Genomic DNA, 24,489 nt, shown 5'->3' with positions numbered 1-24,489 from the left:
ACGACGACCGTGGGGGCTTGCGGCGGGATGACCGTGGTGGTCGGCCCGGTGGCTTCCGTGGGCGGGACGACCGTCGGGGCGGCGACGACCGGCGCGGTGGTGGGCGCTTCCGTGACGAGCGGGACCGGGACCGGGAGCCCATCAAGCGGCTGCCGATCGCGGAGGACGTCACGGGCGAGGAGATCGACAAGGACGTACGCCAGGAGCTGCAGAGCCTGCCGAAGACGCTCGCCGAGGATGTCGCCAAGAACCTGGTGATGGTTGCGCGGCTCATCGACGAGGACCCCGAGGGCGCGTATGGCTACTCCCGGGTGGCTCTGCGGCTGGCGTCGCGCGTCGCGGCCGTGCGTGAGGCGGCCGGCTTCGCCGCGTACGCGAACCAGAAGTTCAGCGAGGCGCTCGCGGAGTTCCGAGCGGCCCGGCGGATGACCGGCAACGTCGACCTGTGGCCCGTCATGGCCGACTGCGAGCGTGGTCTCGGGCGGCCCGAGAAGGCGCTGGACATGGCCGGGGCACCCGAGGTGCACAAGCTGGACAAGGCCGGTCAGGTCGAGATGCGGCTCGTGGCGGCCGGCGCGCGGCGTGACATGGACCAGCTCGACGCGGCCATCGTGACGCTGCAGAGCCCGGAGCTGGCCTCCAACTCCGTACAGCCGTGGACCGCGCGACTGCGGTACGCGTACGCCGACGCGCTGCTCGCGGCCGGGCGTGAGGGCGAGGCGCGGGAGTGGTTCGCCAAGGCCGTCGAGGCCGACAAGGACAGCAGCACGGACGCGTCGGACCGGCTCGCGGAGATGGACGGTGTCGAGTTCGTCGACGTCCTCGTCGAGGACGAGGACGACGAGAACAAGCACGAGGGTGACGAGGCGCCGCAGGGCGCGTCGTCCCTCGCGGACCACACGGCCGTCGAGGACAGTGACGCCGACGTGAACGCCGACGCCGACGTCGAGGAAGACAAGGACGTCGAGGGCGTCGCGGACGTCGAGGACGACAAGGACTGACGTTCGGCAGAAGAGAAGACGGTGAAGGGCGGGATCCCGTTACATGGGATCCCGCCCTTTCCTATGTCCTCTCCGTTGTCCTCAGAGCTCCAGGGTGCGCAGCACCAGCCCCGACGCCGGTTTCGGGCCGAAGGACGTCGACTTGCGGGGCATGGTGACGCCCTGGCGGGCGAGGTCGCGTACGAGCTCCTCGCGGACCGGGTGCATCAGGACGGCCGTGCCACCGTCGCGCCGGGCCTTCTCGACGGTGGCGGCCGTGTCGTGGATGTACGCGACGTGCGCCGGGGAGTCCTCGGGGATCCGCCAGACGTGGTCGAGGAGGGTGGCGTGCAGGACCGTCGCGTCGAGCGTGCGCCAGGCGGCCGGGCGGTCGGCGGGGATCGTACGGGCGAGGAGGTCCGGGTCCGGGCGGTCGACGAGGTGGAAGGCGCCGTCGCCCGCGAGGAGGAAGGCGTTGCCGGTGGCGGCCGCGTCAGCCAGGGCCTCCAGGGCCTCGGGGAGCGGGACATCCAGGTGCCGTACGCGGAACAGGCCGTCCAGGGCGGCCAGTGCGTCGGGGACCGGCAGTCGGTGGAGGAGGCGGTGGATCGCCCGGACACGGAGGGGGTAGCGGGCGGTGTCCACCAGGAGGACCAGGCCGTAGTCCCAGGGGCTGGGAGAGGGGTGCTCGGCACGTAGCCGGAGGTAGGTCGCCCAGCGGTGGTGGCCGTCGGCTATCAGGGCCTGGTGGTGTGCGAGGTCCGACTGGATCTCGGCGAGGTCGGCGGGATCGGTGACCGCCCAGAGGCGGTGGCTGAAGCCGTCCTCCGTGGTCGTGGCGAGGAGAGGGGCGCGTCGAGTGGTGCGCTCGACCACGGCTGTCGCGCCGGCCGTGGCGCCGTTGCCCCGGTAGGTGAGGAGCAGGGGTTCCATGTTGGTGGAGGTGGCGCGCATCAGGGCCGCGCGGTCCGCGATGACGTGGGGGATGACGTCCTCATGGGGGAGGACCACGCCGGCGGAGGGCTCCGACAGACGCAGGGCGCCTATCAGGCCGCGCTGGAGGATGGTGCCGTCCGCCTGCTCGTAGACGTAGAGGCCGGGCTCGGAGTCGGGGGCCAGGACGCCGTCGGCGAGCCAGCGGCGCAGGGTGTCGGCCGCCTGGTCGTCGCGGGCGGCGGGGGTCCCGGCCTGGGGGAGTATCAGGCGGACGATGTTGTAGGGGTCGGCGGATTCGAGGTGGAGAAGACCGTCCGGCCGTACGACCACGTCGTACGGCGGTGATGTCACGGCGGCCAGGCTGCCGACCCGGTCGGGGTCGTAGCGAAGGCCCCGGAACGGGGTCAGTTCGAGGCCGCTGCGCGCCGGGATCTCCTCCGCGGGACCTGCGTAGTTCATTGATGCATCGTATGTGTGTCAGTGCTGTGCGGGATGATCGGAGAGAGTGATCCAGCCGATTGTTGATCGACCGAGCGAGGAGCGGTGTGCAAATGAGCCAGGCAGTCAGGACTCGGCCCGACGGCAGTGGGCAGGCCCTGAGCGAGGCGTACGACACGGCGCTGCTCGATCTGGACGGGGTGGTGTACGCGGGCGGCAGCGCGATCCCGTACGCGGTGAAGTCCCTGGGTACGGCGCGCGCGGGCGGTATGCACCTCGCGTACGTCACGAACAACGCGCTGCGGACGCCCGACACGGTGGCCGCGCATCTCACGGCGCTCGGGATACCGACCGAGGCCGGTGACGTCATCACCTCGGCGCAGGCCGTGGCCCGGCTGATCAGCGAGCAGGTGCCCGCCGGTGCGCGGGTGCTGGTCATCGGTGGTGAGGGGTTGCGGGTGGCGCTGCGCGAGCGGGGGCTGGAGCCCGTGGAGTCCGCGGACGACGATCCGGTGGCCGTGGTGCAGGGGTACGGCGGTCCCGAGTTGCCCTGGGGGCGGTTCGCGGAGGCCAGCTATGCCATCGCGCGCGGGGTGCCGTGGTTCGCGTCCAACACCGACCTGACGATTCCGAGCGCGCGGGGGATCGCGCCCGGCAACGGGGCGGCGGTGCAGGTCGTCCGGATCGCGACCGGGGCCGAGCCGCAGGTGGCGGGCAAGCCGCTGCCGCCGATGCACCGGGAGACGATCCTGCGGACGGGTGCCGAGCGGCCGTTGGTGGTCGGGGACCGGCTGGACACGGACATCGAGGGGGCGTTCAACGGGGCGGTCGACTCGCTGCTCGTGCTGACCGGGGTGACCGACGGCGCGCAGCTCCTGGCCGCGCCGCCGCAGCACCGGCCGACGTACGTCGACGCCGATCTGCGCGGGATGCTCACCGGGCAACCCGAGGTCGTCGAGACGGGCGCGGGCTTCCGCTGCGGCGGCTGGACGGCGACCGCCGGAAGCACGGAGGTCTCCCCGCTCGAGCGAAGCCGAGAGTGGGGGAGGCTGGAACTGGACGGCGAGGGTGAGGCGATGGACGGGCTGCGGGCGCTGTGCGCGGCGGCCTGGACGGCGGCAGGGGAGGGCTCGTGCGAGCTGGACGGGGGGAAGGCGCTGGCACGGCTGGGGTTGTGAGTGACTGAGGTCCGTGAGAGCCCGGTGGTCCATGCGGTGCCTGCGGCCCGGATGAGATGGCCTTTTACCGTACGCCCGTGCGGTGTTCGTGGACGGGATCGAGCCAAAAGCAGAGGATAGGCTAACCTAACCAGGTGTTGGTCGACAGTCCTCCTGAACCGAGCGCGGAGACCGCCCCCGCGCCTCCGAACCGCCGGGCGATACGAGCCGTCGGGCTCCTCGTGTCCCTCGCGCTCCTCGCCCTGGTGGCACTCGCGAGTATCGCGATCGGTGCGAAAGAGCTGTCACTGGAGCAGGTCTGGCACGGCCTGTTCGAGGACACGGGGACGTACGGCGACGTCGTCGTCGGAGAGCGGATCTCGCGCACCCTCCTCGGGTTGCTCGCGGGAGCGGCGCTAGGGCTGGCCGGTGCCGTGCTCCAGGCGCTCACCCGGAACCCGCTGGCCGACCCTGGGCTGCTCGGCATCAACGCGGGCGCGTCCGCCGCGGTCGTCACCGCGATCACCTTCTTCGGCGTCACCTCGCTGACCGGGTATGTGTGGTTCGCGTTCGCCGGCGCGGCCGTGGTCGGGGCGCTGGTCTGGTTCCTCGGCGGTAGCCGGGGTGCGACGCCGGTGCGGCTCGCGCTCGCGGGTACGGCGATCAGCGCCGCCCTCTACGGCTATCTCCAGGCCGTGATGATCATGGACGATGCGGCGCTCTCCAAGATGCGGTTCTGGACGGTCGGTTCGCTGGCCTCGGCGACCGACGAGACCATCACGCAGGTGCTGCCGTTCCTCGCCGTCGGCACGGTCGTCGCGCTGCTGCTCGCCCGGCCGCTGAACGCGGTGGCCATGGGCGACGACACCGCCCGCGCGCTCGGCGCCAACCTCGCCCGCACCCGGGCGCTCTCGATGGCCGCCGCCACCGTGCTGTGCGGTGCCGCGACCGCCGCCTGCGGGCCGATCGTCTTCGTCGGGCTGATGGTCCCGCACGTCGTCCGGTCCTTCACCGGGCCCGACCTGCGCTGGATCCTGCCGTACGCGACCGTCCTGTCGCCCGTGCTGCTGCTCGGCGCCGATGTCATCGGCCGGATGGTGGCGCGGCCCGCGGAGCTCCAGGTCGGCATCGTCACCGCGATCCTCGGCGGGCCGGTCTTCATCTTTCTCGTACGACGGCGGAGGACGGCGCAGCTGTGAAGACGCAGGTCATGAGGGAGACACACGTCATGAGCAAGCCCGCCGCACGCAACCGTGCGGTCCGCACCCCCGGCGGGTTGTCGGTCCGCCTGGACGTGCGGGCGTTCTCCGTCGTCGTCCTGCTGCTGCTGGCGGCGCTGACCGCGAGTGTCGTACTGATCGGGACCGGGGACTTCCCCATCCCGGCCGGCGACGTCCTCAAGACGCTGCTCGGCAGCGGCGACGCGGGCCAGGAGTTCATCGTCAACGAGCTGCGGCTGCCAAGAGTTCTGGTCGGACTCCTTGTCGGGGCCTCGCTCGGCCTCGGCGGGGCGCTGTTCCAGTCCATCTCCCGCAATCCGCTGGGCAGTCCGGACGTGCTCGGCCTCTCACAGGGCGCCACCGCCGGGGCACTGGTCATGATCGTGCTGTTCTCCGGGAGCGCGAACCAGGTCGCCCTCGGGGCACTCGTCGGGGGCCTGGTCACCGGCCTCGCGATCTATGTGCTGGCCTGGAAGCGGGGCGTGCACGGCTACCGGCTCGTGCTGGTCGGCATCGGTGTCTCTGCGATCGTCACGGCGGTCAACGGCTATCTGATCACCAAGGCCGACCTCGTCGACGCGGCCCGCGCCGTCGTGTGGATGACCGGCTCCCTCAACGGCCGTGACCGGTCCCAGGTCTGGCCGCTGCTGATCATGTGCGCGATCCTCGTGCCGCTGGTGCTCGGCAACGCGCGCGGGCTGCGGATGATGGAGATGGGCGACGACGTGTCGTACGCCCTCGGGGTCGGCGTCGAGCGCGTACGGCTGCTGCTGATGGTGTCGGCCGTGCTGCTCACCGCCGGGGCCACCGCGGCCGCCGGGCCGGTCAGCTTCGTCGCCCTCACCGCGCCCCAGCTCGCCAAGCGGCTGACCCGCTCGCCCGGTCCGAACCTGGTGCCCTCCATGTGTATGGGCGCGACCCTGCTGATCGTCGCCGACTGGGCCTCGCAGCGGGCCTTCGGGGCCGACCAGCTGCCCGTCGGCGTCGTCACCGGCGTACTCGGCGGCGTCTATCTGCTGTGGCTGCTGGTCACCGAGCGGAAGGCCGGGCGGATATGAGCCGCCCCGAGCCGAACGTGCAGAGGTCGAACGGGCACAGGTCGAACGGGCACAGGTCGAACGGGCCGAAGCCGGAAGGGCCGGGCACCAGCGCGTCGGCGAACGAGAACAACAAGAGGAGCACTGTGAACCGCCTGTCCGCCGAGAACGTCACCCTCGCCTATGACCAGCGGGTCATCGCCGAGCAGCTGTCGGTGGAGATCCCCGACAACTCGTTCACCGTGATCGTCGGCCCCAACGCCTGCGGCAAGTCCACGCTGCTGCGCGCCCTGTCGCGGATGCTGAAGCCGTCCCGGGGGCGGGTGCTGCTCGACGGGCAGGTCATCCAGTCGATGCCCGCCAAGAAGGTCGCGCGGACACTGGGCCTGCTGCCGCAGTCGTCGATCGCGCCCGACGGGATCACCGTCGGCGACCTCGTGGGCCGCGGCCGCTACCCGCACCAGGGGCTGCTGCGGCAGTGGTCGACCGAGGACGAGCGGATCGTCCGGGAGTCGATGGAGTCGACCGGGGTCTCCGAGCTGGCCGACCGTTACGTCGACGAGCTGTCCGGCGGCCAGCGTCAGCGCGTCTGGATCGCCATGGCGCTCGCCCAGCAGACCCCGCTGCTGCTGCTCGACGAGCCGACCACCTTCCTCGACATCCAGCACCAGATCGACGTACTCGACCTGTGCGCCGAACTCCACGAGGAGCAGGGCCGCACGTTGGTCGCGGTGCTGCACGACCTCAACCACGCCGCCCGCTACGCCACCCACCTCATCGCCCTGCGCGGCGGCTCGGTGATCGCCGAGGGCGCGCCCTCCGAGATCGTCACGGCCGAGCTCGTCGAGGAGGTCTTCGGACTGCGCTGCCAGATCATCGACGACCCGGAGACGGGGACACCGCTGGTGGTGCCGGCGGCGCGCAGGGCGCGGACGGGCATCGAGCGGACGGGCATCGAGAAGGTGGCGGCTACAGAAGTTTCCTGAGCTGGAACAGGTCCCGGAAGCCCGCTTCCAGCTTGACCCGGCCCGAACCCCAGGCTTTGGCGAAGTTCAGTTCGCCGTCGACGAGGTTCACCAGGTCGTCGCCCGTCATGGCGAGCCGGATCTGGGCCTTCTCCGGCGGCGGCCCCTCAAGGGTGTCGTGCACCTCGATCCGGCCGTCGCGCATACGTCCCACGAAGGTGACGTCGAGATCCTTGACATGGCAGCTCACCGAGCGGTCGAGAGCCGTCGCCTCACCCACGTGTCCGTCGGCGCCTGCCATGTTGTCCGAGAGCTTTTCGAGCGCGGCGCGGCACTCCTCAATCGTTGCCATCGCGATCGACGGTACCCCAGAGCTTCGCGGTAGCGTCTGGGCATGAGCGACTCTTTGCCCGAGGTCGAGGCCGGGGCGGAAGCAGTGGTTCCGGGGATGGAGGCCGGTGTGGTCGGCGAGCCCGGCCCGCAGCCGGAGCCCGCGGTCGTCGAACCCGAGGACGCCCCCGCCGCCCCGGCCCCGCTGAACGTGCCCCGCACCGCCACCGGCCATCTCGACGTCGACGCCGCCCTCGACCGGCTGGCCGACGCCGACCACCTCGCCACCGACGGCCATGTGGAGGTGTACGAGGATGTACATCGGGGGCTGCGCGACGCGCTCACCGCGCTCGACGCCCGCCCGGGTCCTCCGGTGCCCCCACGGACGTACGAGAGCAGGAGCTGAACCCACCGTGGCAGGAGTCGCACGCCGCCGTCTGGACGCCGAACTGGTCCGGCGGAAGCTCGCGCGGTCGCGTGAGCACGCGAGCCAGCTGATCGCCGCCGGGCGGGTCACCGTCGGCAAGACCGTCGCGACCAAGTCCGCCACGCAAGTGGAGACCGCGGCCGCGATCGTCGTCGTGAGCGACGACGGCGACCCGGAGTACGTGTCCAGAGGCGGCCACAAGCTCGCGGGCGCCCTCGAGGTCTTCGTCCCACAGGGGCTGGCCGTCGAGGGCCGCCGGGCGTTGGACGCCGGCGCCTCCACCGGCGGTTTCACCGACGTACTGCTGCGGGCCGGGGCCGCGCACGTCGTCGCCGTGGACGTCGGATACGGACAACTCGCCTGGACTCTTCGGAGTGATGAACGCGTCACCGTCAAGGACCGTACGAACGTACGCGAGTTGACGCTCGAAGCGATCGATGGGGAGCCTGTGGATCTTGTCGTGGGGGATCTGTCCTTCATCCCGCTCGGCCTGGTACTGCCCGCCCTGGTGCGGTGTGTGAAGCCTGACGCCGATCTGGTGATGATGGTCAAGCCGCAGTTCGAGGTGGGTAAGGAGCGGCTGGGCAGTGGGGGAGTGGTACGGAGTCCGGAGCTGCGCGCCGAGGCGGTGCGCGGGGTGGCCCGGCGGGCCGGGGAGCTGGGGCTCGGGGTGAAGGGTGTGACGGCCAGTCCGCTGCCCGGGCCCTCGGGCAATGTCGAGTACTTTCTGTGGCTGCGTGCCGGGGCACCCGCGCTGGACCCGGCCGACGTCGACCGAGCAGTTGCGGAGGGGCCGCGTTGACTCAGGACCGAGTTCGAACTGTTTTCCTGCTCACTCACACCGGGCGGCCGGCTGCGATCCGCAGCGCCGAGCTCGTCGTCAAGGGGCTGCTGCACCACGGCATCGGCGTGCGGGTCCTGGAGCACGAGGCCGAGGACATCCCGGTGCCGGAGGAGGTGGAGCTCGTCAAGGAGGCCACCCCGCAGTGCCTCGACGGGTGCGAGCTGCTCATCGTCCTCGGCGGTGACGGCACGCTGCTGCGTGGCGCCGAGTTCGCCCGGGCGTCCGGGGTGCCGATGCTCGGCGTCAACCTCGGCAGCGTCGGCTTCCTCGCGGAGGCCGAGCGTGACGACCTCGACAAGGTCGTCGACCGCGTGGTGACCAAGTCCTACGAGGTCGAGGAGCGTATGACCGTCGATGTCGTCGTTCATCAGAACGGGAACATCGTCCACACGGACTGGGCGCTGAACGAGGCGGCCGTGCAGAAGGCGGGCGCGGAGAAGCTGCTGGAAGTCGTCCTTGAGATCGACGGTCGGCCCGTCACCGGGTTCGGGTGCGACGGGATCGTGCTGTCGACCCCGACCGGGTCCACGGCGTACGCGTTCTCCGCGGGCGGGCCCGTGGTGTGGCCGGAGGTCGAGGCGCTGCTGATGGTGCCGATCAGTGCGCACGCGCTGTTCGCCAAGCCGTTGGTGACATCGCCGAATTCGGTGCTGGCGGTGGAGGTGCTGCCGCATATTCCGCCTGGGGTTCTTTGGTGTGACGGGCGGCGGACGGTTGAGTTGCCGCCGGGGGCGCGGGTCGAGGTACGGCGGGGGGCTGTGCCTGTGCGGCTGGCTCGGTTGCACCATGCGTCCTTTACGGACCGGTTGGTGGCGAAGTTCGCGTTGCCGGTTTCCGGATGGCGGGGGGCTCGGCATTAGAAAGCGCCCGGCGCTTTGCGTGGAGCCGAGCGCCGGGCCACCCCCGCGTCAACGGGGAGCCGTCAGGCGAACGAGGATTGCCCCGGGAAAGTAACGCCCAGCTCTCTAAGCGGGGGCGGCGTCGCACGGGCCCGGGAAAACCTCGTATGGTCGGGGGCGTGTTGGAGGAGATGCGGATACGGTCGCTCGGAGTCATCGACGACGCGGTCGTCGAGTTGTCGCCCGGCTTCACCGCCGTGACGGGTGAGACGGGTGCGGGCAAGACCATGGTGGTCACCAGCCTCGGCCTGCTGCTCGGCGGGCGGGCGGACCCGGCGCTCGTGCGGATCGGTGCGAAGAACGCCGTCGTGGAGGGCCGGATCGCCGTGCCCGACGGAGCGTCGGCGATCGTGCGGGCCGAGGAGGCCGGCGCCGAACTCGACGACGGGGCGCTGCTGATCAGCCGTACCGTTTCCGCCGAGGGACGGTCACGGGCGCACCTGGGCGGGCGCAGCGTGCCCGTGGGAGTGCTCGCGGAGCTGGCCGACGAACTGGTGGCCGTGCATGGCCAGACCGACCAGCAGGGGCTGCTGAAGCTGTCCCGGCAGCGGGCGGCGCTCGACCGGTACGCGGGCGACGCGGTCGCCGTGCCGCTCACCAAGTACGGCGAGGCCTACCGGCGGCTGCGGGCCGTGGCCACCGAACTCGACGAGATCGTCACGCGCGCGCGTGAGCGGGCCCAGGAAGCCGACATGCTGCGGTACGGGCTCGACGAGATCGCGGGCGTCGAGCCGCGGGCCGGCGAGGACGTGGAGCTGGCCGAGGAGGCCGAGCGGCTCGGGCACGCCGAGGCGCTGGCGTCCGCCGCGACGGCCGCGCACGCCGCGCTCGCGGGCAATCCCGAGGATCCGGAGGGCGTGGACGCCACGACGCTCGTCGCGGGTGCCCACCGGGCGCTGGAGGCCGTGCGGTCGCACGACCCGGCGCTGGCCGCGCTCGCCGACCGGATCGGGGAGATCGGGATCCTGCTGGGTGATGTGGCGGGGGAGCTGGCGGGGTACGCCGACGACCTGGACGCCGATCCGCGGCGGCTGGCGGCCGTCGAGGAGCGGCGGGCCGCCCTGAACGCGCTCACCCGGAAGTACGGTCAGGACACGGCCTCGGTGCTGTCCTGGGCCGAGGAGGGCGCCCAGCGGCTCACCGAACTCGACGGTGACGACGAGCGGATCGACGAGCTGACCGCCGAGCGGGACGCGTTGCGGGCCGAACTGGGCGGTCTCGCACAGGCCTTGACGGACGCCCGGGCGGAGGCCGCCGAGCGGTTCGCCGCGGCCGTCACGGCCGAGCTGGCCTCGCTCGCCATGCCGCACGCGCGCGTGTCGTTCGAGATCCGGCAGAGTGAGGATCCCGAGGGCGTCGAGGTGGGCGGGCGTACGGTCGCGTACGGGCCGTCCGGTGCCGACGAGGTCGAGCTGCTGCTCGCGCCGCACCCGGGAGCGCCGCCCCGGCCCATCGCCAAGGGCGCGTCCGGCGGTGAGCTGTCTCGGGTGATGCTGGCCGTCGAGGTCGTGTTCGCCGGGACGGATCCCGTGCCGACGTATCTCTTCGACGAGGTCGACGCCGGTGTCGGCGGCAAGGCCGCGGTCGAGATCGGGCGGCGACTCGCACGGCTCGCCAAGTCTGCCCAGGTCGTGGTCGTCACACATCTGCCGCAGGTGGCCGCCTTCGCCGACCGGCAGTTGCTGGTGGAGAAGACCAACGACGGTTCCGTGACCCGGTCCGGTGTGAAGGTCCTGGAGGGCGAGGACCGTGTGCGCGAGCTGTCGCGGATGCTCGCCGGCCAGGAGGACTCGGAGACGGCGCGGGCGCACGCGGAGGAGCTGCTGGCGGCGGCCCGCGCGGACGCGTAGGGCGAGGGCCCGGGACCGCCGCGTTCGCCGACCGTGGGCGAACGGGGCGGTGAACTCGGCGGGAAGGAGTGGGGCGGGAGTCGCCCCGAGGGGCAACCTCGTGCGGGAGTTCACTCGTGTGGGTGACCCTGGGTCCGGGGTTGCCCGGCACTCCGGCACCCGCCCCGTACGGCTGTCCCGGAACACCCTTGCGGCCTGGCATCCTTGGACAGGAACGACGTAGCAGGACGTGCTGCGTGGACCACACGGAAGCGCCTCGTACGGTCCACCCCCACCACGGGATCCTTCTGTACGTTTCTTCGTGACCGTCCGACCCCGAACCAGGAGCCCCGGCCACGTGAGCCACGTGAGCAGCCACTCACCACACGGCCAGTCGCCGCTGCGAACCGTGCAAGTGCTCGGCGGCGGCAGCGCGGTGAGCAGCGCGCATGTGCGGTCGCTGGCCTCGGGTCTCGTCGCCCGGGGCGTACGGGTCACCGTGTGCGCCCCCACCGAGACCGACGGTGTGTACGACTTCACCGGCGTCGGAGCCCACCACGTCCACGTACCCCGCAGCAGCGACCCGGCCTCGGTGGCCAGCCTGCGCAGCGCCTGCGCGGACGCCGACCTGGTGCACGCCCACGGGCTGCACGCCGGCTTCCGGGCCACGCTCGCGCTCGGCCGGCGCACCACCCCGCTCGTCGTCACCTGGCACACGCGTTCGTACGCGGAGGGCGCGCGGGCGCATCTGCTGCGGCTGCTGGAGCGGCGGGTCGTCAAGGCCGCCGCCGTGGTCCTCGGCACCACCTCCGACCTCGTCGACCGGGCCCGCAGCCGGGGCGCACGCGACGCCCGGCTCGCCGCCGTCGCCCTGCCCGCGCCGCGCCGGAACGACGCCGACCGCGACGAGGAGCGGCCCTCCTCCAAGGTCCGGGCCGAACTCGGCGCCACCGACCGCCCGTTGCTCATGGCCGTCGGCACGCTCGACCGCCACCGGGGATACGACACGCTGCTGGACGCGGCCAGGGAGTGGCGCGGCCTCGACCCCGTGCCGCTGCTCGTCATCGCGGGCGAGGGGCCGCTGCGGAGCGTCCTTCAGCGGCGCATCGAGGACGAGGAACTGCCCGTCCGGCTCGTGGGGCGGCGTGACGACATCTCCGAGCTGATCGCCGGCGCCGATCTCGCGCTGCTGCCCGGTGGCCCCGAGGCCCGCTCGGTCCTGGCTCAGGAAGCGCTCCACGCGCGCGTGCCGCTCGTCGCGGCCGCCGTCGGATCGGTGCCCGACCTGGTCGGCGACGGCGCCGAACTCGTTCCGTACGGCGATGCCGCCGCACTTGCCACAGCCGTCGTACGCCTTCTCGACGACCCCGACCTGCGTGAGGCGCTGGCGGAGCGGGGCACGCGGCAGGCCGGCACCTGGCCGACCGAGGACGAGACGGTGGCGCAGGTGCTCAGCGTCTACGACGAGTTGACGCGGTGGAGGCCGCTCACCTGACCGGCTGGGGCCTGTCGTTCGGATCCTGCCGACTTCGGGCCACGGCGCCTGATGTCCGCCGGTGAGCGGGCCGACGGGGGTACCTCCCGCGCGAGCGGAGCCGGGCGTGGGGGAGGGTGTGCCGGCCGCGCGGCCACGGCGTGATCCGAACGACATGCCCCAGGCTTCAGGTGACGTGTCTGCGGGCCCGCAGTGCCAGGCTCAGGGCCAGTACCGCCTGCGGGTCGTCCAGGTCGGTGCCGAGGAGTTCGCCGATGCGGGCGAGGCGGTTGTAGAGGGTCTGGCGGTTGAGGTGCAGTTCGCGGGCGGTCTCCGCCTTGCGGCCGGCGTGGGCCAGATAGGTCTCCAGGGTGGGCAGCAGCGGGGGCTTGGCGCGGTCGTCGTGGTCGCGGAGGGGGCCGATCGCGCGGTCCACGAAGGCGGCCAGGTCGGGGTGGTCGCGCAGCCGCCACAGCAGCAGGTCGATGTCGAGGCGCCGGGCGTCGTACCAGGGGCGGTCGGCCAGACCCCGCGCGGCCGTCGCCGTCTCCGCCGCGTGTCTGAGGCCGGCCGAGGCGGCCGCCCAGCCGCCGGGCACCCCGACGACCACCACGGGCGGCAGGCCGCCCGGCCGCTGCATCCCGGCACGCTCCACACCGGCCCGCAGCGCCGCCGCGACCTTGTCCGCGATCGCCGGGCGCTCCGACTCCGCGCGCAGGCCCAGCAGCAGCGGGACGCGGCCCTCGACCGGTCTTACGCCGAGCAGGACGGGGACGCCCACCGAGGCCAACTCCTCGGCCACGGCGCGGGCCAGGACGGCCCAGCCGCCGCCGAAGGAGAGGTCGTCGGCGAGCCGCATCACCACCGGCAGCAGGGGGCCGCCGCCCGGCTTGAAGCCCAGGACGCGGGCCTGTGCAGGGGCGTCCGCCGCCCGGACGCGGCCCTCGGCGAGGTCGCTGAGGAAGTCGCCGCGCCCGCGTGCCGCCAACTCCTCCTCCTGCCTGGCCTGCATCAGGACGACGGCGAGGACCCCGGCCGCCCGCTCGGCGGCGATCCGGTGCACGGGGGCCGGCGGGGCGACGACGGGGAGGAGGACCAGGCGGGCCCGTACCGAGCCCGCGCCCTGGCCGCCGCCCGGTACGTCGACGATGGCCGTCCCGGTCGGCGGCTCGTCCTTGTGCTGGGCACGCAGCCCCTCCCACACCTGGAGCGGATCGGTGCCCGCCGGACCGGTCCCGGCGGCGTACAGAAGCCGGCCGTCGGCGGTCTCCAGGAAGACCGGGTTGCCGCTGAAGTCGGCCAGGATGCCGAGGACCTGGGGGATTCCGCCCCCGCCGAGCAGGGCCTCGGTGCAGCGGCGGTGGACCTCCTCGGCCTGCTGGAGGAGCGCGTAGTGGCCGTTGACGATCTCGGTGTGGATCTCCTCGGTGACCGTCACGAACGCCACCTCGCGGTGCAGTTGGACGAGGGGGAGACCGGCCGAGCGCGCGGTCTCGACGAGGGCGGCGGGGAGGCGGGCGAAGCGGGGGCCCAGTTCGATGACGAGGGCCGCGATGCCGCGCTCGGCCAGGGTCCGGACGAACGCCCGCTGGTCGGCGGGGCGGGTGCCGAGCCCGTACCCGGTGGTCAGCAGCAGTTCGCCGCCCTTGAGGAGCGAGGCGATGTTCGGGACCTCGCCCGCGTGCACCCAGCGCACGGTCCGGTGCAGCCGGTCGGCGCCGGCCAGGATCTCCGGCAGCCCGCCGCGCAGCCCGGGCAGCTCCAGCGCCCGCCGCACGGTGATGCCGCCCTGCGCCTCGGAGCCGTCACCGGGGGCGCGGGTGTCACGGGTGTCCATGGACCGGACGGTACCCGCTCGTCACGCCGGCGGGATGTTGTGGTTGAAGCGGAAGACGTTGTCGGGGTCGTACACGGTCTTCACCGCGGTCAGCCGCCGGTAGTTGTCGACGCCGAGGCCGGCCACGACCCGGTCGGCGCCCTCGTCGCCGACGAAGTTGAGGTAGACCGCCCCGGTGCTCCACGGCCGGACGTCGGCGCGGACGTCCCGTACCCACCGGACGCACCGCGCGTCGTCCGCCGGGTCCTCCCAGATGCCGAAGGGGTGCACGACCCAGGGGGAGTTCCGGTACGGCACGGGATAGTGGGCGGGGCCGTCGGCGATCGCACCGCCCAGCGGGAAGAGCACGTGCTGGGTGCCGGTCGGCACGGGCATCGTCCAGGCGCGGGTGGCGAAGACGTCCACCAACTCGTCCGGCAGTCCGGTCAGATACTCCGCCGACCAGTAGTTCCGCATGCCCGGCGGATCGTCGATCATGCACTGCGCGTCCGCGTACGGCATCGCGCCGACCACCTCGGCCTCGTGCGGCAGCGCCAGCAGCGGCTCGGCGGTCTTGAGCATGTCGTCCTCGGTGCCCGCGTACGTCAGGAGGACACCGCACGCGAGCCTGCCCACCAGATGCCCGGGGACGAACTCCTCGGGCGGGGCGGTGAGATAGATGACACCGCCGCTCACCTCCGGCGGGCCGGTCTCGACGACCTCGCGGTACACACGCACCACCTCGGGGCCGCGTTCCGGGAGGTAGAGCAGCAGGGCGATGGCGAACGCGGGCAGTTCGTGCAGCCGGAGGGTGAGCGCGGTGGCGACCCCGAAGTTCCCGCCACCGCCGTGCAGCGCCCAGAACAGGTCCGGGTTCTCCTCGCCGCTCGCCCGGACCGTCTGGCCGTCGGCGGTCACCAGCTCGACGCCGAGCAGGTTGTCGACGGCGAGCCCGAAGGCGCGGTCCAGCCAGCCGCTGCCGCCGCCGAGGACGAAGCCGCCGACTCCCGTGGTCGATGCTCGGCCGCCGGTGGTCGCGAGACGGTAGGGCTCGGTGGCGCGGTCGAGATGGCTCATGGTGGCGCCGCCCTCGACCCGGACGCTCATGGACCCGGGATGGACCGTGACCGCGTGCATCCGGCGCAGATCGATGACGAGCCCGTTGTCGTTCAGCGCCATTCCGGCCACGCTGTGGCCGCCGCCGCGTACGGCGATCCGCAGGTCCAGATCACGGGCGAAGCGCACCGAACGCACGACATCGGCCTCGTTCACGCACTGCGCGATCACGGCCGGACGCCGGTCGATCATGGAGTTGAAGACCGACCGGGCCTCGTCGTAACCCGGATCCGCCGGGGCGTACACGTCGCCGGCCAGATCCTCGCGGAGTGAGGCGAGGGCAGCGTGCGCCTTCGAGAAGGGAGCCATCGCAAGACGCCCCCCTTTCAGCCAGGGGACAGGACTACTTCCAGGCTAGGCGGGGGCGGCGGGTCGGTCCTGTTCTGCGCGTGGCACGGGAACCCGGCGCCGGGGCCGGGCGATCCGCCGCCGTATGCGACGGATCCGACGGTGCGGTCAGCCGCCGTACGCCCCCGAGGCGGTCAGCCGCAGGGCCGTGTCGATGAGGGGCACGTGGCTGAACGCCTGCGGGAAGTTGCCGACCTGGCGCTTGAGCACCGGGTCCCACTCCTCGGCGAGGAGACCCAGGTCGTTGCGGAGGGAGAGCAGCTTCTCGAAGAGCTTGCGGGCCTCGTCCACCCGGCCGATCATCGCCAGGTCGTCGGCCATCCAGAACGAGCAGGCGAGGAACGCGCCCTCGTCGCCCGGAAGCCCGTCCACGCCCTCCTCCTCGCCGGAGGTCGGGTAGCGCAGGATGAAGCCGTCCGGGGTCGACAGCTCGCGCTGGATCGCCTCGATGGTGCCGATGACCCGCTTGTCGTCCGGCGGCAGGAAGCCCATCTGCGGGATCAGCAGCAGCGAGGCGTCCAGCTCCTTCGAGCCGTACGACTGTGTGAAGGTGTTGCGCTCCTTGTCGTAACCCTTCTCACACACGTCCCGGTGGATGTCGTCGCGCAGCTCGCGCCACTTCTCCAGCGGGCCGTCCGCGTCGCCGGACTCGATGAGCTTGATCGTGCGGTCCACGGCGACCCAGGCCATGACCTTGGAGTGCACGAAGTGGCGGCGCGGGCCGCGTACCTCCCAGATGCCCTCGTCCGGCTCGTCCCAGTGGTCCTCCAGGTAGCGGATCAGCTTCAGCTGGAGGAGGGCGGCGTAGTCGTTGCGGGCCAGGCCCGTCATATGGGCCAGGTGCAGGGCCTCGGTGACCTCGCCGTACACGTCCAGCTGGAGCTGGTGCGCGGCGCCGTTGCCGACCCGGACCGGGCCCGAGTTCTCGTACCCGGGCAGCCACTCCAGCTCGGCCTCGCCCAGCTCTCGCTCACCGGCGATGCCGTACATGATCTGCAGGTTCTCCGGGTCGCCGGCGACCGCCCGCAGCAGCCACTCGCGCCAGGCGCGGGCCTCGTCGCGGTAGCCGGTGCGCAGCAGCGAGGAGAGGGTGATGGCCGCGTCGCGCAGCCAGGTGTAGCGGTAGTCCCAGTTGCGGACACCGCCGATGTGCTCCGGGAGCGAGGTGGTCGGCGCCGCGACGATGCCGCCGGTCGGGGCGTACGTCAGGGCCTTGAGGGTGATCAGCGAGCGGATCACCGCCTCGCGGTACGGGCCGTGGTAAGTGCACTGCTCCACCCAGTCGTGCCAGAACTCCTCGGTGGCCTGGAGCGACGGCTCGGGCTCCGGCAGCGGCGGGGGCTGCTTGTGCGAGGGCTCCCAGGAGACCGTGAACGCGATCCGGTCACCCGGTGTCACCGTGAAGTCGGCGTACGTGGTCAGCGCCTTGCCGTACGTCTCGCACTCGGTGTCGAACCACACCGAGTCCGGCCCGGCGACAGCCACCGTGCGGCCCTCGTGCTTGTGCACCCAGGGCACGACCCGCCCGTACGAGAAGCGCATGCGCAGCGCCGAGCGCATCGGCACCCGGCCGCTGACGCCCTCGACGATCCGGATCAGCTGCGGGGCGCCGTCACGGGGTGGCATGAAATCGGTCACACGGACCGTGCCACGCGGGGTGTCCCACTCGGATTCCAGGATCAGCGAGTCGCCGCGGTACCGGCGGCGGGAGGCCGTCGGCGGCTGCGCGTCCGACGCGTGGGCGGGGCCCAGGCGCCAGAATCCGTGTTCCTCCGTGCCGAGCAGTCCGGCGAAGACGGCGTGGGAGTCGAAGCGGGGCAGGCACAGCCAGTCGACCGTGCCGTCCCGGCAGACCAGGGCTGCGGTCTGCATGTCTCCGATGAGTGCGTAGTCTTCGATGCGCCCGGCCACGTGCAACTCCAGTCGAACGGCCACGTCGCCCCCCGAGGGGCGGTCGCTGTGCGGTGTGCGGTCAAGGAACCCAAGGGATCGACAAAGAATCCATGATTCCAGACTGATCCAAGGGACGGTGTCATGCGATGTCGCTCAACGATCCTCAACGCATTCGAGGCGGTCGTTGCTCAACGAACTGACGAGTTCTCGTGATTGCCGGAGACGGGCTGGGGTGGTGCCGTCGCGCCGGCCGGGCTCGGCAGCGAGTGTCCGAAGAGGATACGACGCACCGGAGGGCTCCGCGTGCCGCTCCAGGCAACGCGAGTGAGCCGAACGAGTGAGCCAAGGGTGAAAGCTGATCGAGATTCGCCGGCTGTCGTAACAGGTCCGTGTCGGCCCGTGCGCGGAGCGTGGCCGGAAGCGATCGTGTCCTGTCGCTGATACCCTGGTAGCCCGTGGACCGGTGGGCGCCCCGACGCAAGAGGGACCCCCGAACCGCAGCGAAGGCACCCCCGACGAATCCGATCGGGCGGCGGCCGACCCGCACACCGAACCGCGACCACGGGAGCCCCCTCTTGGCCATGCCGCCCGCTGCTTTTCGAAACAGCACAGCCACGACGACCAAGCACATTTTCGTCACCGGGGGTGTCGCCTCCTCGCTCGGCAAGGGTCTGACCGCCTCCAGCCTCGGCATGCTGCTCAAGGCGCGGGGCCTGCGCGTCGTGATGCAGAAGCTCGACCCCTACCTGAACGTCGACCCCGGCACGATGAACCCCTTCCAGCACGGTGAGGTGTTCGTCACCAACGACGGCGCCGAGACCGACCTGGACATCGGCCACTACGAGCGCTTCCTCGACCGCGACCTGGACGGCTCGGCCAACGTCACCACCGGCCAGGTGTACAACACGGTGATCGCCAAGGAGCGGCGCGGCGAGTACCTGGGCGACACCGTGCAGGTCATCCCGCACATCACCAACGAGATCAAGCACCGCATCCGGCGCATGGCCTCCGACGAGGTCGACGTCGTCATCACCGAGGTCGGCGGCACCGTCGGCGACATCGAGTCGCTGCCGTTCCTGGAGACCGTCCGCCAGGTCCGTCATGAGGTCGGCCGGGACAACGTCTTCGTCGTGCACATCTCGCTCCTGCCGTACATCGGGCCCTCGGGTGAGCTGAAGACGAAGCCGACGCAGCACTCGGTTGCGGCTCTGCGCAACATCGGTATTCAGCCAGATGCGATCGTGCTGCGCTGTGACCGTGAGGTGCCCGCCGCGATCAAGCGCAAGATCTCCCTGATGTGCGACGTCGACGAGGCCGCCGTCGTCGCCTGTCCGGATGCCCGCTCGATCTATGACATCCCGAAGACCGTGCACGGCGAGGGCCTGGACGCCTATGTCGTCCGCAAGCTGGACCTGCCGTTCCGCGACGTGGACTGGACGACCTGGGACGACCTGCTCGACCGCGTCCACAACCCGCTCCACGAGATCAACCTGGCGCTCGTCGGCAAGTACATCGACCTGCCCGACGCCTACCTCTCGGTCACCGAGGCGCTGCGTGCGGGTGGCTTCGCCAACAAGGCCCGCGTGAAGATCAAGTGGGTCACCTCGGACGACTGCAAGACCCCGGCCGGCGCCGCGGCCCAGCTCGCCGACGTCGACGCCATCTGCATCCCCGGCGGCTTCGGTGACCGCGGTGTCTCCGGCAAGGTCGGCGCCATCCAGTACGCCCGCGAGCACGGGATCCCGCTGCTCGGCCTCTGCCTCGGCCTGCAGTGCATCGTGATCGAGGCCGCGCGCAACCTGGCGGACATCCCGGACGCCAACTCCACCGAGTTCGACTCCGCCACCGCCCACCCGGTCATCTCCACCATGGCCGAGCAACTCGACATCGTCGCCGGAGAGGGCGACATGGGCGGCACGATGCGGCTGGGCATGTACCCGGCGAAGCTCGCCGAGGGCTCGATCGTGCGCGAGGTGTACGACGGCAAGGAGTACGTCGAGGAGCGCCACCGTCACCGCTACGAGGTGAACAACGCCTACCGCGCGGAACTGGAGAAGAAGGCCGGTCTGCAGTTCACCGGAACCTCTCCCGACGGCAAGCTCGTCGAGTACGTCGAGTACCCCCGCGAGGTCCACCCGTACCTCGTCGCGACCCAGGCGCACCCCGAGCTGCGCTCCCGCCCGACCCGCCCGCACCCGCTCTTCGCCGGGCTGGTGAAGGCCGCGGTGGAGCGCAAGACCGGTAAGTAAATCCGAGCGGCACAAGCGCTGTACGGTGACCGGGGTGCATGTCTTTCGGGATGTGTGCCCCGGTTTCTTTGTTGCACGTGTGGGAGGACGAGTCGACATGACGATCAAGGACACCGCCGAGGAGTGGGAGGTCCGGGCGAGCGAGACGCCGTTCGTCGGCAACAAGACCTCCGTGCGCACCGACGAGGTGGTCATGCCCGACGGTTCGGTCGTCCGCCGCGACTACCAGGTCCACCCCGGTTCCGTCGCCGTCCTCGCCCTCGACGGGCAGGACCGGGTCCTGGTCCTCCGGCAGTACCGCCACCCCGTCCGCGAGAAGCTGTGGGAGATCCCGGCCGGGCTGCTCGACGTGCCGGGCGAGAACCCCCTGCACGCGGCCCAGCGCGAGCTGTACGAGGAGGCGCACGTCAAGGCGGAGGACTGGCGGGTGCTGACCGACGTCTACACCACGCCCGGCGGCTGCGACGAGGCCGTGCGGATCTTCCTCGCGCGCGACCTCTCCGCGGCCGAGGGGCAGCGCTTCGAGGTGGAGGACGAGGAGGCCGACATGGAGCTGGCCCGCGTTCCCGTGGACGAGGTGGTGCGGGGTGTCCTCGCCGGGGAGCTGCACAACAACTGCCTGGTGGTGGGGGTGCTTTCGCTGGTGGCGGCGAGGAGTGGAGAGGGCGTGGACGCGCTGCGTCCGGCTGAGGCGCCGTGGCCCGCCCGGCCGTTCGAGTCCTGACCCCCTCCTCACAGCAACCTCACACCGCCAGTCCTACGATCGTTTGATCCGATCGAGCGACCTGCCCGCCGTGCTCCGCCCAGATCGTCGCAGAGCGTGAACTAGGCTCGGGAAACGCCCGAACCGGAGTCCCGGCGGGCTTGCTCGTGCGGTGGGACGGGAGAGTGGCCCGTGGCGGATCAGGCGGTGGACATCGGGGATGCCCGGGTGTCCGGAACAGGGCGGCCCCCGGCTGTCGAGGCCGCCCCCACGGACAGTCAGTTCCTTGGCCGGGCAAGAGAGTTGAAGGAACTGCGGGCCGACATCGGCCGGGCCGGTCTCAACACCCTCGCGGGCCGGAAGGCGCCCCACGCGCGCGTGCTGCTCATCGCCGGCCGTCCCGGCTTCGGCCGCACCGCGCTCGCCGAGGAACTCGTCCGGCAGGTTACCGACGGTTACCCCGACGGTGTGCTGCGGACCCGGCTCACCGAACCCGACGGCACCCGTGTCCCGGTCGAGAGCGCGGCGCGGGAACTGCTCGGGGAACTCGGACTGCCGACCCCCGCCGGCGCCGACGAGGACGACCTCAGCGAGGCCCTGCGCGAAGCGCTGGCGGATCGCCGGGTGGTCCTGCTGCTGGACGACGCGGCCGACGCCGAGCAGGTCGACGCGCTGCTGCCGGACACACCGGACTCCCTGGTCGTGGCGGTCTCCGAGGGGCCGCTGACGGGCATCTCCGACGTCCGCCCGTGCACCCTGGGCGGACTGGACACCAAGTCCGCCGTGGAACTGCTGGAACGCTTCACCGGCTCGGTGCGCATCACCGTGGACCCGCGCTCCGCCGAGGGGCTCGCCGAGGTGTGCGGGGCCCAGCCCGCCGCGCTGCGGCTCGCCGGGGGCTGGCTGGCCGCCCGGCCCACGGCCGCCGTCTCCGACCTGGCCAAACAGCTGCGCGCCGAGGGCGACGACAGCCCGCCGCTCGCCAAGGTCTTCAAGCTGTCGTACGCCTCGCTGCCGACCACCGCCGCCCGGATACTGCGCCTCCTGGCGCTCGCCCCGGCCGGCCTGGTCGACCCGCACATCGCCTCCGCTCTCGCCGGCTGCGCGATCGGCGCGGCCCGCACCACGCTGGACGACTTCGTGGCCCTCGGGTTCCTGCACCCGGTCGACTCGCCGATGCCGCAGTACGAGGTCCCCGGCTGCCTCCAGCCGCTGCTGTGGGCCCTCGCCGAGAGCCAGGAGCGGCCGGGCGAGCTGCAACTGGCCCGCGCGCGGATGCTGGAGCGGTCGGTACGGCTGCTGCAGTCCTGCCGGGCCATCACCGAGACCGACAGCCCGCTGGCCCGCGAGAAGCTCCTCGGGATGCCCAAGGCGCTGCGGTTCCCGAGCCCCCGGGCCGCCGAGGAGTGGCTGGGCGTCCGCCGGCCCGCGCTGCTGGCCGCGGCCCGGCTCGCGGTGGCCGACGGCGAGCTGGACACCCTGGCCCGGCGTCTGATGTCCCAGCTGGTCCGGGCCATGGTGGCGCACTTCGGCACCCAGGCCGCGGCCCCCGACCTGTACGGCATCCACCGGCTCGTCCTCGACGTCGCCGAGCGCCGTGACCTGCCCCGTGAGCAGGCGGCGGCCCTGCTGAACCTCGGCGACCTGGATGCCCGGACCGGCCGTACGACGGCGGCGCTGGCCCGCTACCGGGCCGCGCTCGACGCCGGGCGGCGGGCGAACGACCCCTATGCGACCGGTCGCGCGATGGAATCCGTAGGCGGCGCCCACCAGGAGTTGGAGGACTACGAACGGGCCGCCGACTGGTACGGCAGGGCACTCGCCCAGCGGCTCGCCCGGGACGAGCGCGCGGACGCCGCCCGGCTGTACGGCCGGATCGCCACCGCGCACACCTACGCGGGCCGCTACGGCGAGGCACTGCGCAACTGGAGTTCGGCGCTCACCGGCCACCGCCGGCTCGGTGATGTGGGCGGCCAGGCAAGGGCGTTGAGCGAGATGGCGCGCGTCCAGGAGTACGCCGGGCGGCCGGAGGAGGCGCTGCGGACCTGTCAGGAGGCGGTGGAGTGGGCGCGGCGCGCAGAGGACACCCGGTTGCAGGCCGCGCTCCAGCTCCGGCTCGCCGACACCCTGGAGCGGCTCGGCGACCCGGCGGCGGCCCGGCTGCACCGGAGGGCCGCCGAGCTACTGCTGGGCGACGAGCTCCCCGACAGCGAAACCAGCGAGATCGAGCCGGAACACGGTGCTAACGCCTGCGAAATCCGTAGTGCATCCGCGAAAGATTGATGCATTGAAAGGCTAGACAGCGGGGATGCCTTCATTAGACTGGCTACGCCGCCGGTTCTCCTGCGGTGTCTCCTGGTGCGCTCCGGTGCGTACGGGTATGTCCTGCATTGTTCGGGCAGGTTCCGCCCCTGCGTGTGAGCCCCACACCCCTCCGAGCCAAGGACCGTGATCGACGTGAAGGTCGGCATCCCCCGCGAGGTCAAGAACAACGAGTTCCGGGTGGCCATCACCCCCGCCGGCGTGCACGAGCTGGTGCGCCACGGCCACCAGGTCGTCATCGAGCAGGGCGCCGGTGTCGGCTCGTCGATCCCGGACGTCGAGTACGTCGCCGCCGGCGCCGAGATCCTGGCCACGGCCGACGAGGTGTGGGCCACCGCCGACCTGCTGCTCAAGGTCAAGGAACCCATCGCCGAGGAGTACCACCGCCTCCGCAAGGACCAGACGCTCTTCACCTACCTGCACCTGGCCGCCTCCAAGGAGTGCACCGACGCCCTCGTCGAGTCGGGCACGACCGCGATCGCGTACGAGACCGTCGAACTGCCCGGCCGCGCGCTGCCGCTGCTCGCCCCGATGTCCGAGGTCGCGGGTCGGCTCGCCCCGCAGGTCGGCGCGTACCACCTGATGCGGGCCAACGGTGGCCGCGGTGTGCTGCCCGGCGGTGTGCCGGGTGTGCAGGCAGGCCGGGCCGTCGTCATCGGCGGCGGTGTGTCGGGCTGGAACGCCGCGCAGATCGCCATCGGCATGGGCTTCCACGTGACCCTGCTCGACAAGGACATCAACAAGCTCAAGGAAGCCGACAAGATCTTCGGCACGAAGATCCAGACGGTCGTCTCCAACGCCTTCGAGCTGGAGAAGGCGTGCCTGGAGGCCGACCTCGTCATCGGCGCCGTCCTCATCCCGGGCGCCAAGGCCCCGAAGCTGGTCACCAACGAGCTCGTGTCGCGCATGAAGCCGGGAAGTGTCCTTGTCGACATCGCGATCGACCAGGGTGGCTGCTTCGAGGACTCGCGTCCGACCACCCACGCCGAGCCGACCTTCCCGGTCCACGACTCGGTCTTCTACTGCGTCGCCAACATGCCCGGCGCGGTGCCCAACACCTCGACCTACGCGCTGACCAACGCCACGCTGCCGTACATCGTCGAACTCGCCGACCACGGCTGGGTCGAGGCGCTGCGGCGCGACCCGGCGCTGGCCAAGGGCCTCAACACCCATGACGGCAAGGTGGTTTACCGCGAGGTCGCCGAGGCGCACGGCCTGGAACACGCGGAGTTGGCGTCGCTGCTCGGCTGACCCGCCGGCGAGAAGGCAGCCGACCGGCCGCTGACCGGCTGCTTTAAGTCACCTTTCGGTAAAAGGCGATACGTCAACACAGGTCGTCAACAGCACCTTCCCGGCCGGATCTTGCCCGACAAGGTCCGGCCGGATGTGTGTATGGTCACTTTGCGACACTCGCGCAACTCGCCTCGAACGTAACCGTTCGGATGTTTCGCGCACCGGTGAAACCTGCTGTGCGACGGCCCTACGCCCTTGACAGCCGCATGTTTC

19 protein-coding genes are annotated in these 24,489 nt (G+C 71.6%); 14 read left to right on the top strand and 5 right to left on the bottom strand.

Annotation, left to right across the window (positions count from 1 at the left end; translation table 11 throughout):
* The first annotated feature begins 149 nt into the window (after positions 1–149).
* The gene (locus JIX55_RS50870) at positions 150–1,001 is read left to right on the top strand and encodes a hypothetical protein (protein WP_306820112.1); all 852 of its coding nucleotides are present in this window, start codon (positions 150–152) and stop codon (positions 999–1,001) included.
* Between the two features lie 81 nt (positions 1,002–1,082).
* Here the strand turns inward: JIX55_RS50870 and JIX55_RS12120 are convergent, their stop codons facing one another.
* Positions 1,083–2,375 carry a DUF1015 domain-containing protein gene (locus JIX55_RS12120; RefSeq protein ID WP_257563306.1) on the bottom strand — a complete coding sequence of 431 codons (1,293 nt, stop codon included), beginning with the start codon at positions 2,373–2,375 and terminating at the stop codon, positions 1,083–1,085.
* 92 nt (positions 2,376–2,467) lie between these two features.
* Between JIX55_RS12120 and JIX55_RS12115 the strand changes: the two genes are divergently transcribed.
* From JIX55_RS12115 to JIX55_RS12100, 4 genes are all read left to right on the top strand, one after another.
* Positions 2,468–3,532 carry an HAD hydrolase-like protein gene (locus JIX55_RS12115; RefSeq protein ID WP_257563305.1) on the top strand — a complete coding sequence of 355 codons (1,065 nt, stop codon included), beginning with the start codon at positions 2,468–2,470 and terminating at the stop codon, positions 3,530–3,532.
* Positions 3,533–3,666: 134 nt separating this feature from the next.
* Positions 3,667–4,710: a FecCD family ABC transporter permease gene (locus JIX55_RS12110; RefSeq protein ID WP_257563304.1), complete on the top strand. Its 1,044-nt coding sequence runs from the start codon at positions 3,667–3,669 to the stop codon at positions 4,708–4,710.
* Between the two features lie 29 nt (positions 4,711–4,739).
* Positions 4,740–5,789: a FecCD family ABC transporter permease gene (locus tag JIX55_RS12105; protein ID WP_257563303.1), complete on the top strand. Its 1,050-nt coding sequence runs from the start codon at positions 4,740–4,742 to the stop codon at positions 5,787–5,789.
* On the top strand, positions 5,786–6,754 hold the full coding sequence (locus JIX55_RS12100) for an ABC transporter ATP-binding protein (RefSeq protein ID WP_443046406.1): 969 nt from the start codon (positions 5,786–5,788) through the stop codon (positions 6,752–6,754). The genes JIX55_RS12105 and JIX55_RS12100 overlap by 4 nt, the downstream gene beginning before the upstream one ends.
* Here JIX55_RS12100 and JIX55_RS12095 read toward each other — a convergent pair.
* Positions 6,738–7,085, bottom strand: coding sequence for an SCP2 sterol-binding domain-containing protein (locus JIX55_RS12095; RefSeq protein WP_257563301.1), 348 nt, complete (start codon positions 7,083–7,085; stop codon positions 6,738–6,740). The two genes, JIX55_RS12100 and JIX55_RS12095, sit on opposite strands and share 17 nt — an antisense overlap.
* A gap of 42 nt (positions 7,086–7,127) precedes the next feature.
* Between JIX55_RS12095 and JIX55_RS12090 the strand changes: the two genes are divergently transcribed.
* The 5 genes from JIX55_RS12090 to JIX55_RS12070 all read left to right on the top strand — a co-directional run bounded on the left by JIX55_RS12090 (position 7,128) and on the right by JIX55_RS12070 (position 12,557).
* On the top strand, positions 7,128–7,469 hold the full coding sequence (locus JIX55_RS12090; protein ID WP_443046405.1) for a hypothetical protein: 342 nt from the start codon (positions 7,128–7,130) through the stop codon (positions 7,467–7,469).
* Between the two features lie 7 nt (positions 7,470–7,476).
* Positions 7,477–8,292 (top strand): TlyA family RNA methyltransferase, encoded by an 816-nt coding sequence (locus JIX55_RS12085; protein WP_257563300.1) that lies wholly within the window; start codon positions 7,477–7,479, stop codon positions 8,290–8,292.
* Entirely contained in the window at positions 8,289–9,194 is a 906-nt protein-coding gene (locus tag JIX55_RS12080) for an NAD kinase (RefSeq protein WP_257547052.1), read from the top strand. The genes JIX55_RS12085 and JIX55_RS12080 overlap by 4 nt, the downstream gene beginning before the upstream one ends.
* 146 nt (positions 9,195–9,340) lie before the next feature.
* Positions 9,341–11,083: a DNA repair protein RecN gene (gene recN, locus JIX55_RS12075; RefSeq protein ID WP_257563299.1), complete on the top strand. Its 1,743-nt coding sequence runs from the start codon at positions 9,341–9,343 to the stop codon at positions 11,081–11,083.
* A 337-nt stretch (positions 11,084–11,420) separates the two neighbouring features.
* Complete coding sequence (locus JIX55_RS12070) at positions 11,421–12,557, top strand: glycosyltransferase family 4 protein (RefSeq protein WP_257563298.1); 1,137 nt, start codon at positions 11,421–11,423, stop codon at positions 12,555–12,557.
* A gap of 166 nt (positions 12,558–12,723) precedes the next feature.
* Here JIX55_RS12070 and JIX55_RS12065 read toward each other — a convergent pair whose 3' ends face one another.
* The 3 genes from JIX55_RS12065 to JIX55_RS12055 all read right to left on the bottom strand — a co-directional run bounded on the left by JIX55_RS12065 (position 12,724) and on the right by JIX55_RS12055 (position 17,727).
* Positions 12,724–14,373: a PucR family transcriptional regulator gene (locus JIX55_RS12065; RefSeq protein WP_257563297.1), complete on the bottom strand. Its 1,650-nt coding sequence runs from the start codon at positions 14,371–14,373 to the stop codon at positions 12,724–12,726.
* Between the two features lie 21 nt (positions 14,374–14,394).
* On the bottom strand, positions 14,395–15,777 hold the full coding sequence (locus tag JIX55_RS12060; RefSeq protein ID WP_257563296.1) for an FAD-binding oxidoreductase: 1,383 nt from the start codon (positions 15,775–15,777) through the stop codon (positions 14,395–14,397).
* A gap of 147 nt (positions 15,778–15,924) precedes the next feature.
* Entirely contained in the window at positions 15,925–17,727 is a 1,803-nt protein-coding gene (locus JIX55_RS12055; protein ID WP_257569307.1) for a glycoside hydrolase family 15 protein, read from the bottom strand.
* A gap of 563 nt (positions 17,728–18,290) precedes the next feature.
* Here JIX55_RS12055 and JIX55_RS12050 point away from each other — a divergent pair.
* The 4 genes from JIX55_RS12050 (at position 18,291) to ald (ending at position 24,234) form a co-directional block, all read left to right on the top strand.
* Complete coding sequence (locus tag JIX55_RS12050) at positions 18,291–19,958, top strand: CTP synthase (RefSeq protein ID WP_257569306.1); 1,668 nt, start codon at positions 18,291–18,293, stop codon at positions 19,956–19,958.
* A gap of 97 nt (positions 19,959–20,055) precedes the next feature.
* Positions 20,056–20,682 (top strand): NUDIX domain-containing protein, encoded by a 627-nt coding sequence (locus tag JIX55_RS12045; protein ID WP_257563295.1) that lies wholly within the window; start codon positions 20,056–20,058, stop codon positions 20,680–20,682.
* A gap of 171 nt (positions 20,683–20,853) precedes the next feature.
* Positions 20,854–22,944 carry a tetratricopeptide repeat protein gene (locus tag JIX55_RS12040; RefSeq protein WP_257563294.1) on the top strand — a complete coding sequence of 697 codons (2,091 nt, stop codon included), beginning with the start codon at positions 20,854–20,856 and terminating at the stop codon, positions 22,942–22,944.
* A 165-nt stretch (positions 22,945–23,109) separates the two neighbouring features.
* Complete coding sequence (gene ald, locus JIX55_RS12035; protein WP_257563293.1) at positions 23,110–24,234, top strand: alanine dehydrogenase; 1,125 nt, start codon at positions 23,110–23,112, stop codon at positions 24,232–24,234.
* Positions 24,235–24,489: the final 255 nt, after the last annotated feature.

Source organism: Streptomyces sp. DSM 40750 (assembly GCF_024612035.1).
Taxonomy (GTDB): domain Bacteria; phylum Actinomycetota; class Actinomycetes; order Streptomycetales; family Streptomycetaceae; genus Streptomyces.
This window is presented reverse-complemented; position numbering and strand designations above follow the sequence as displayed.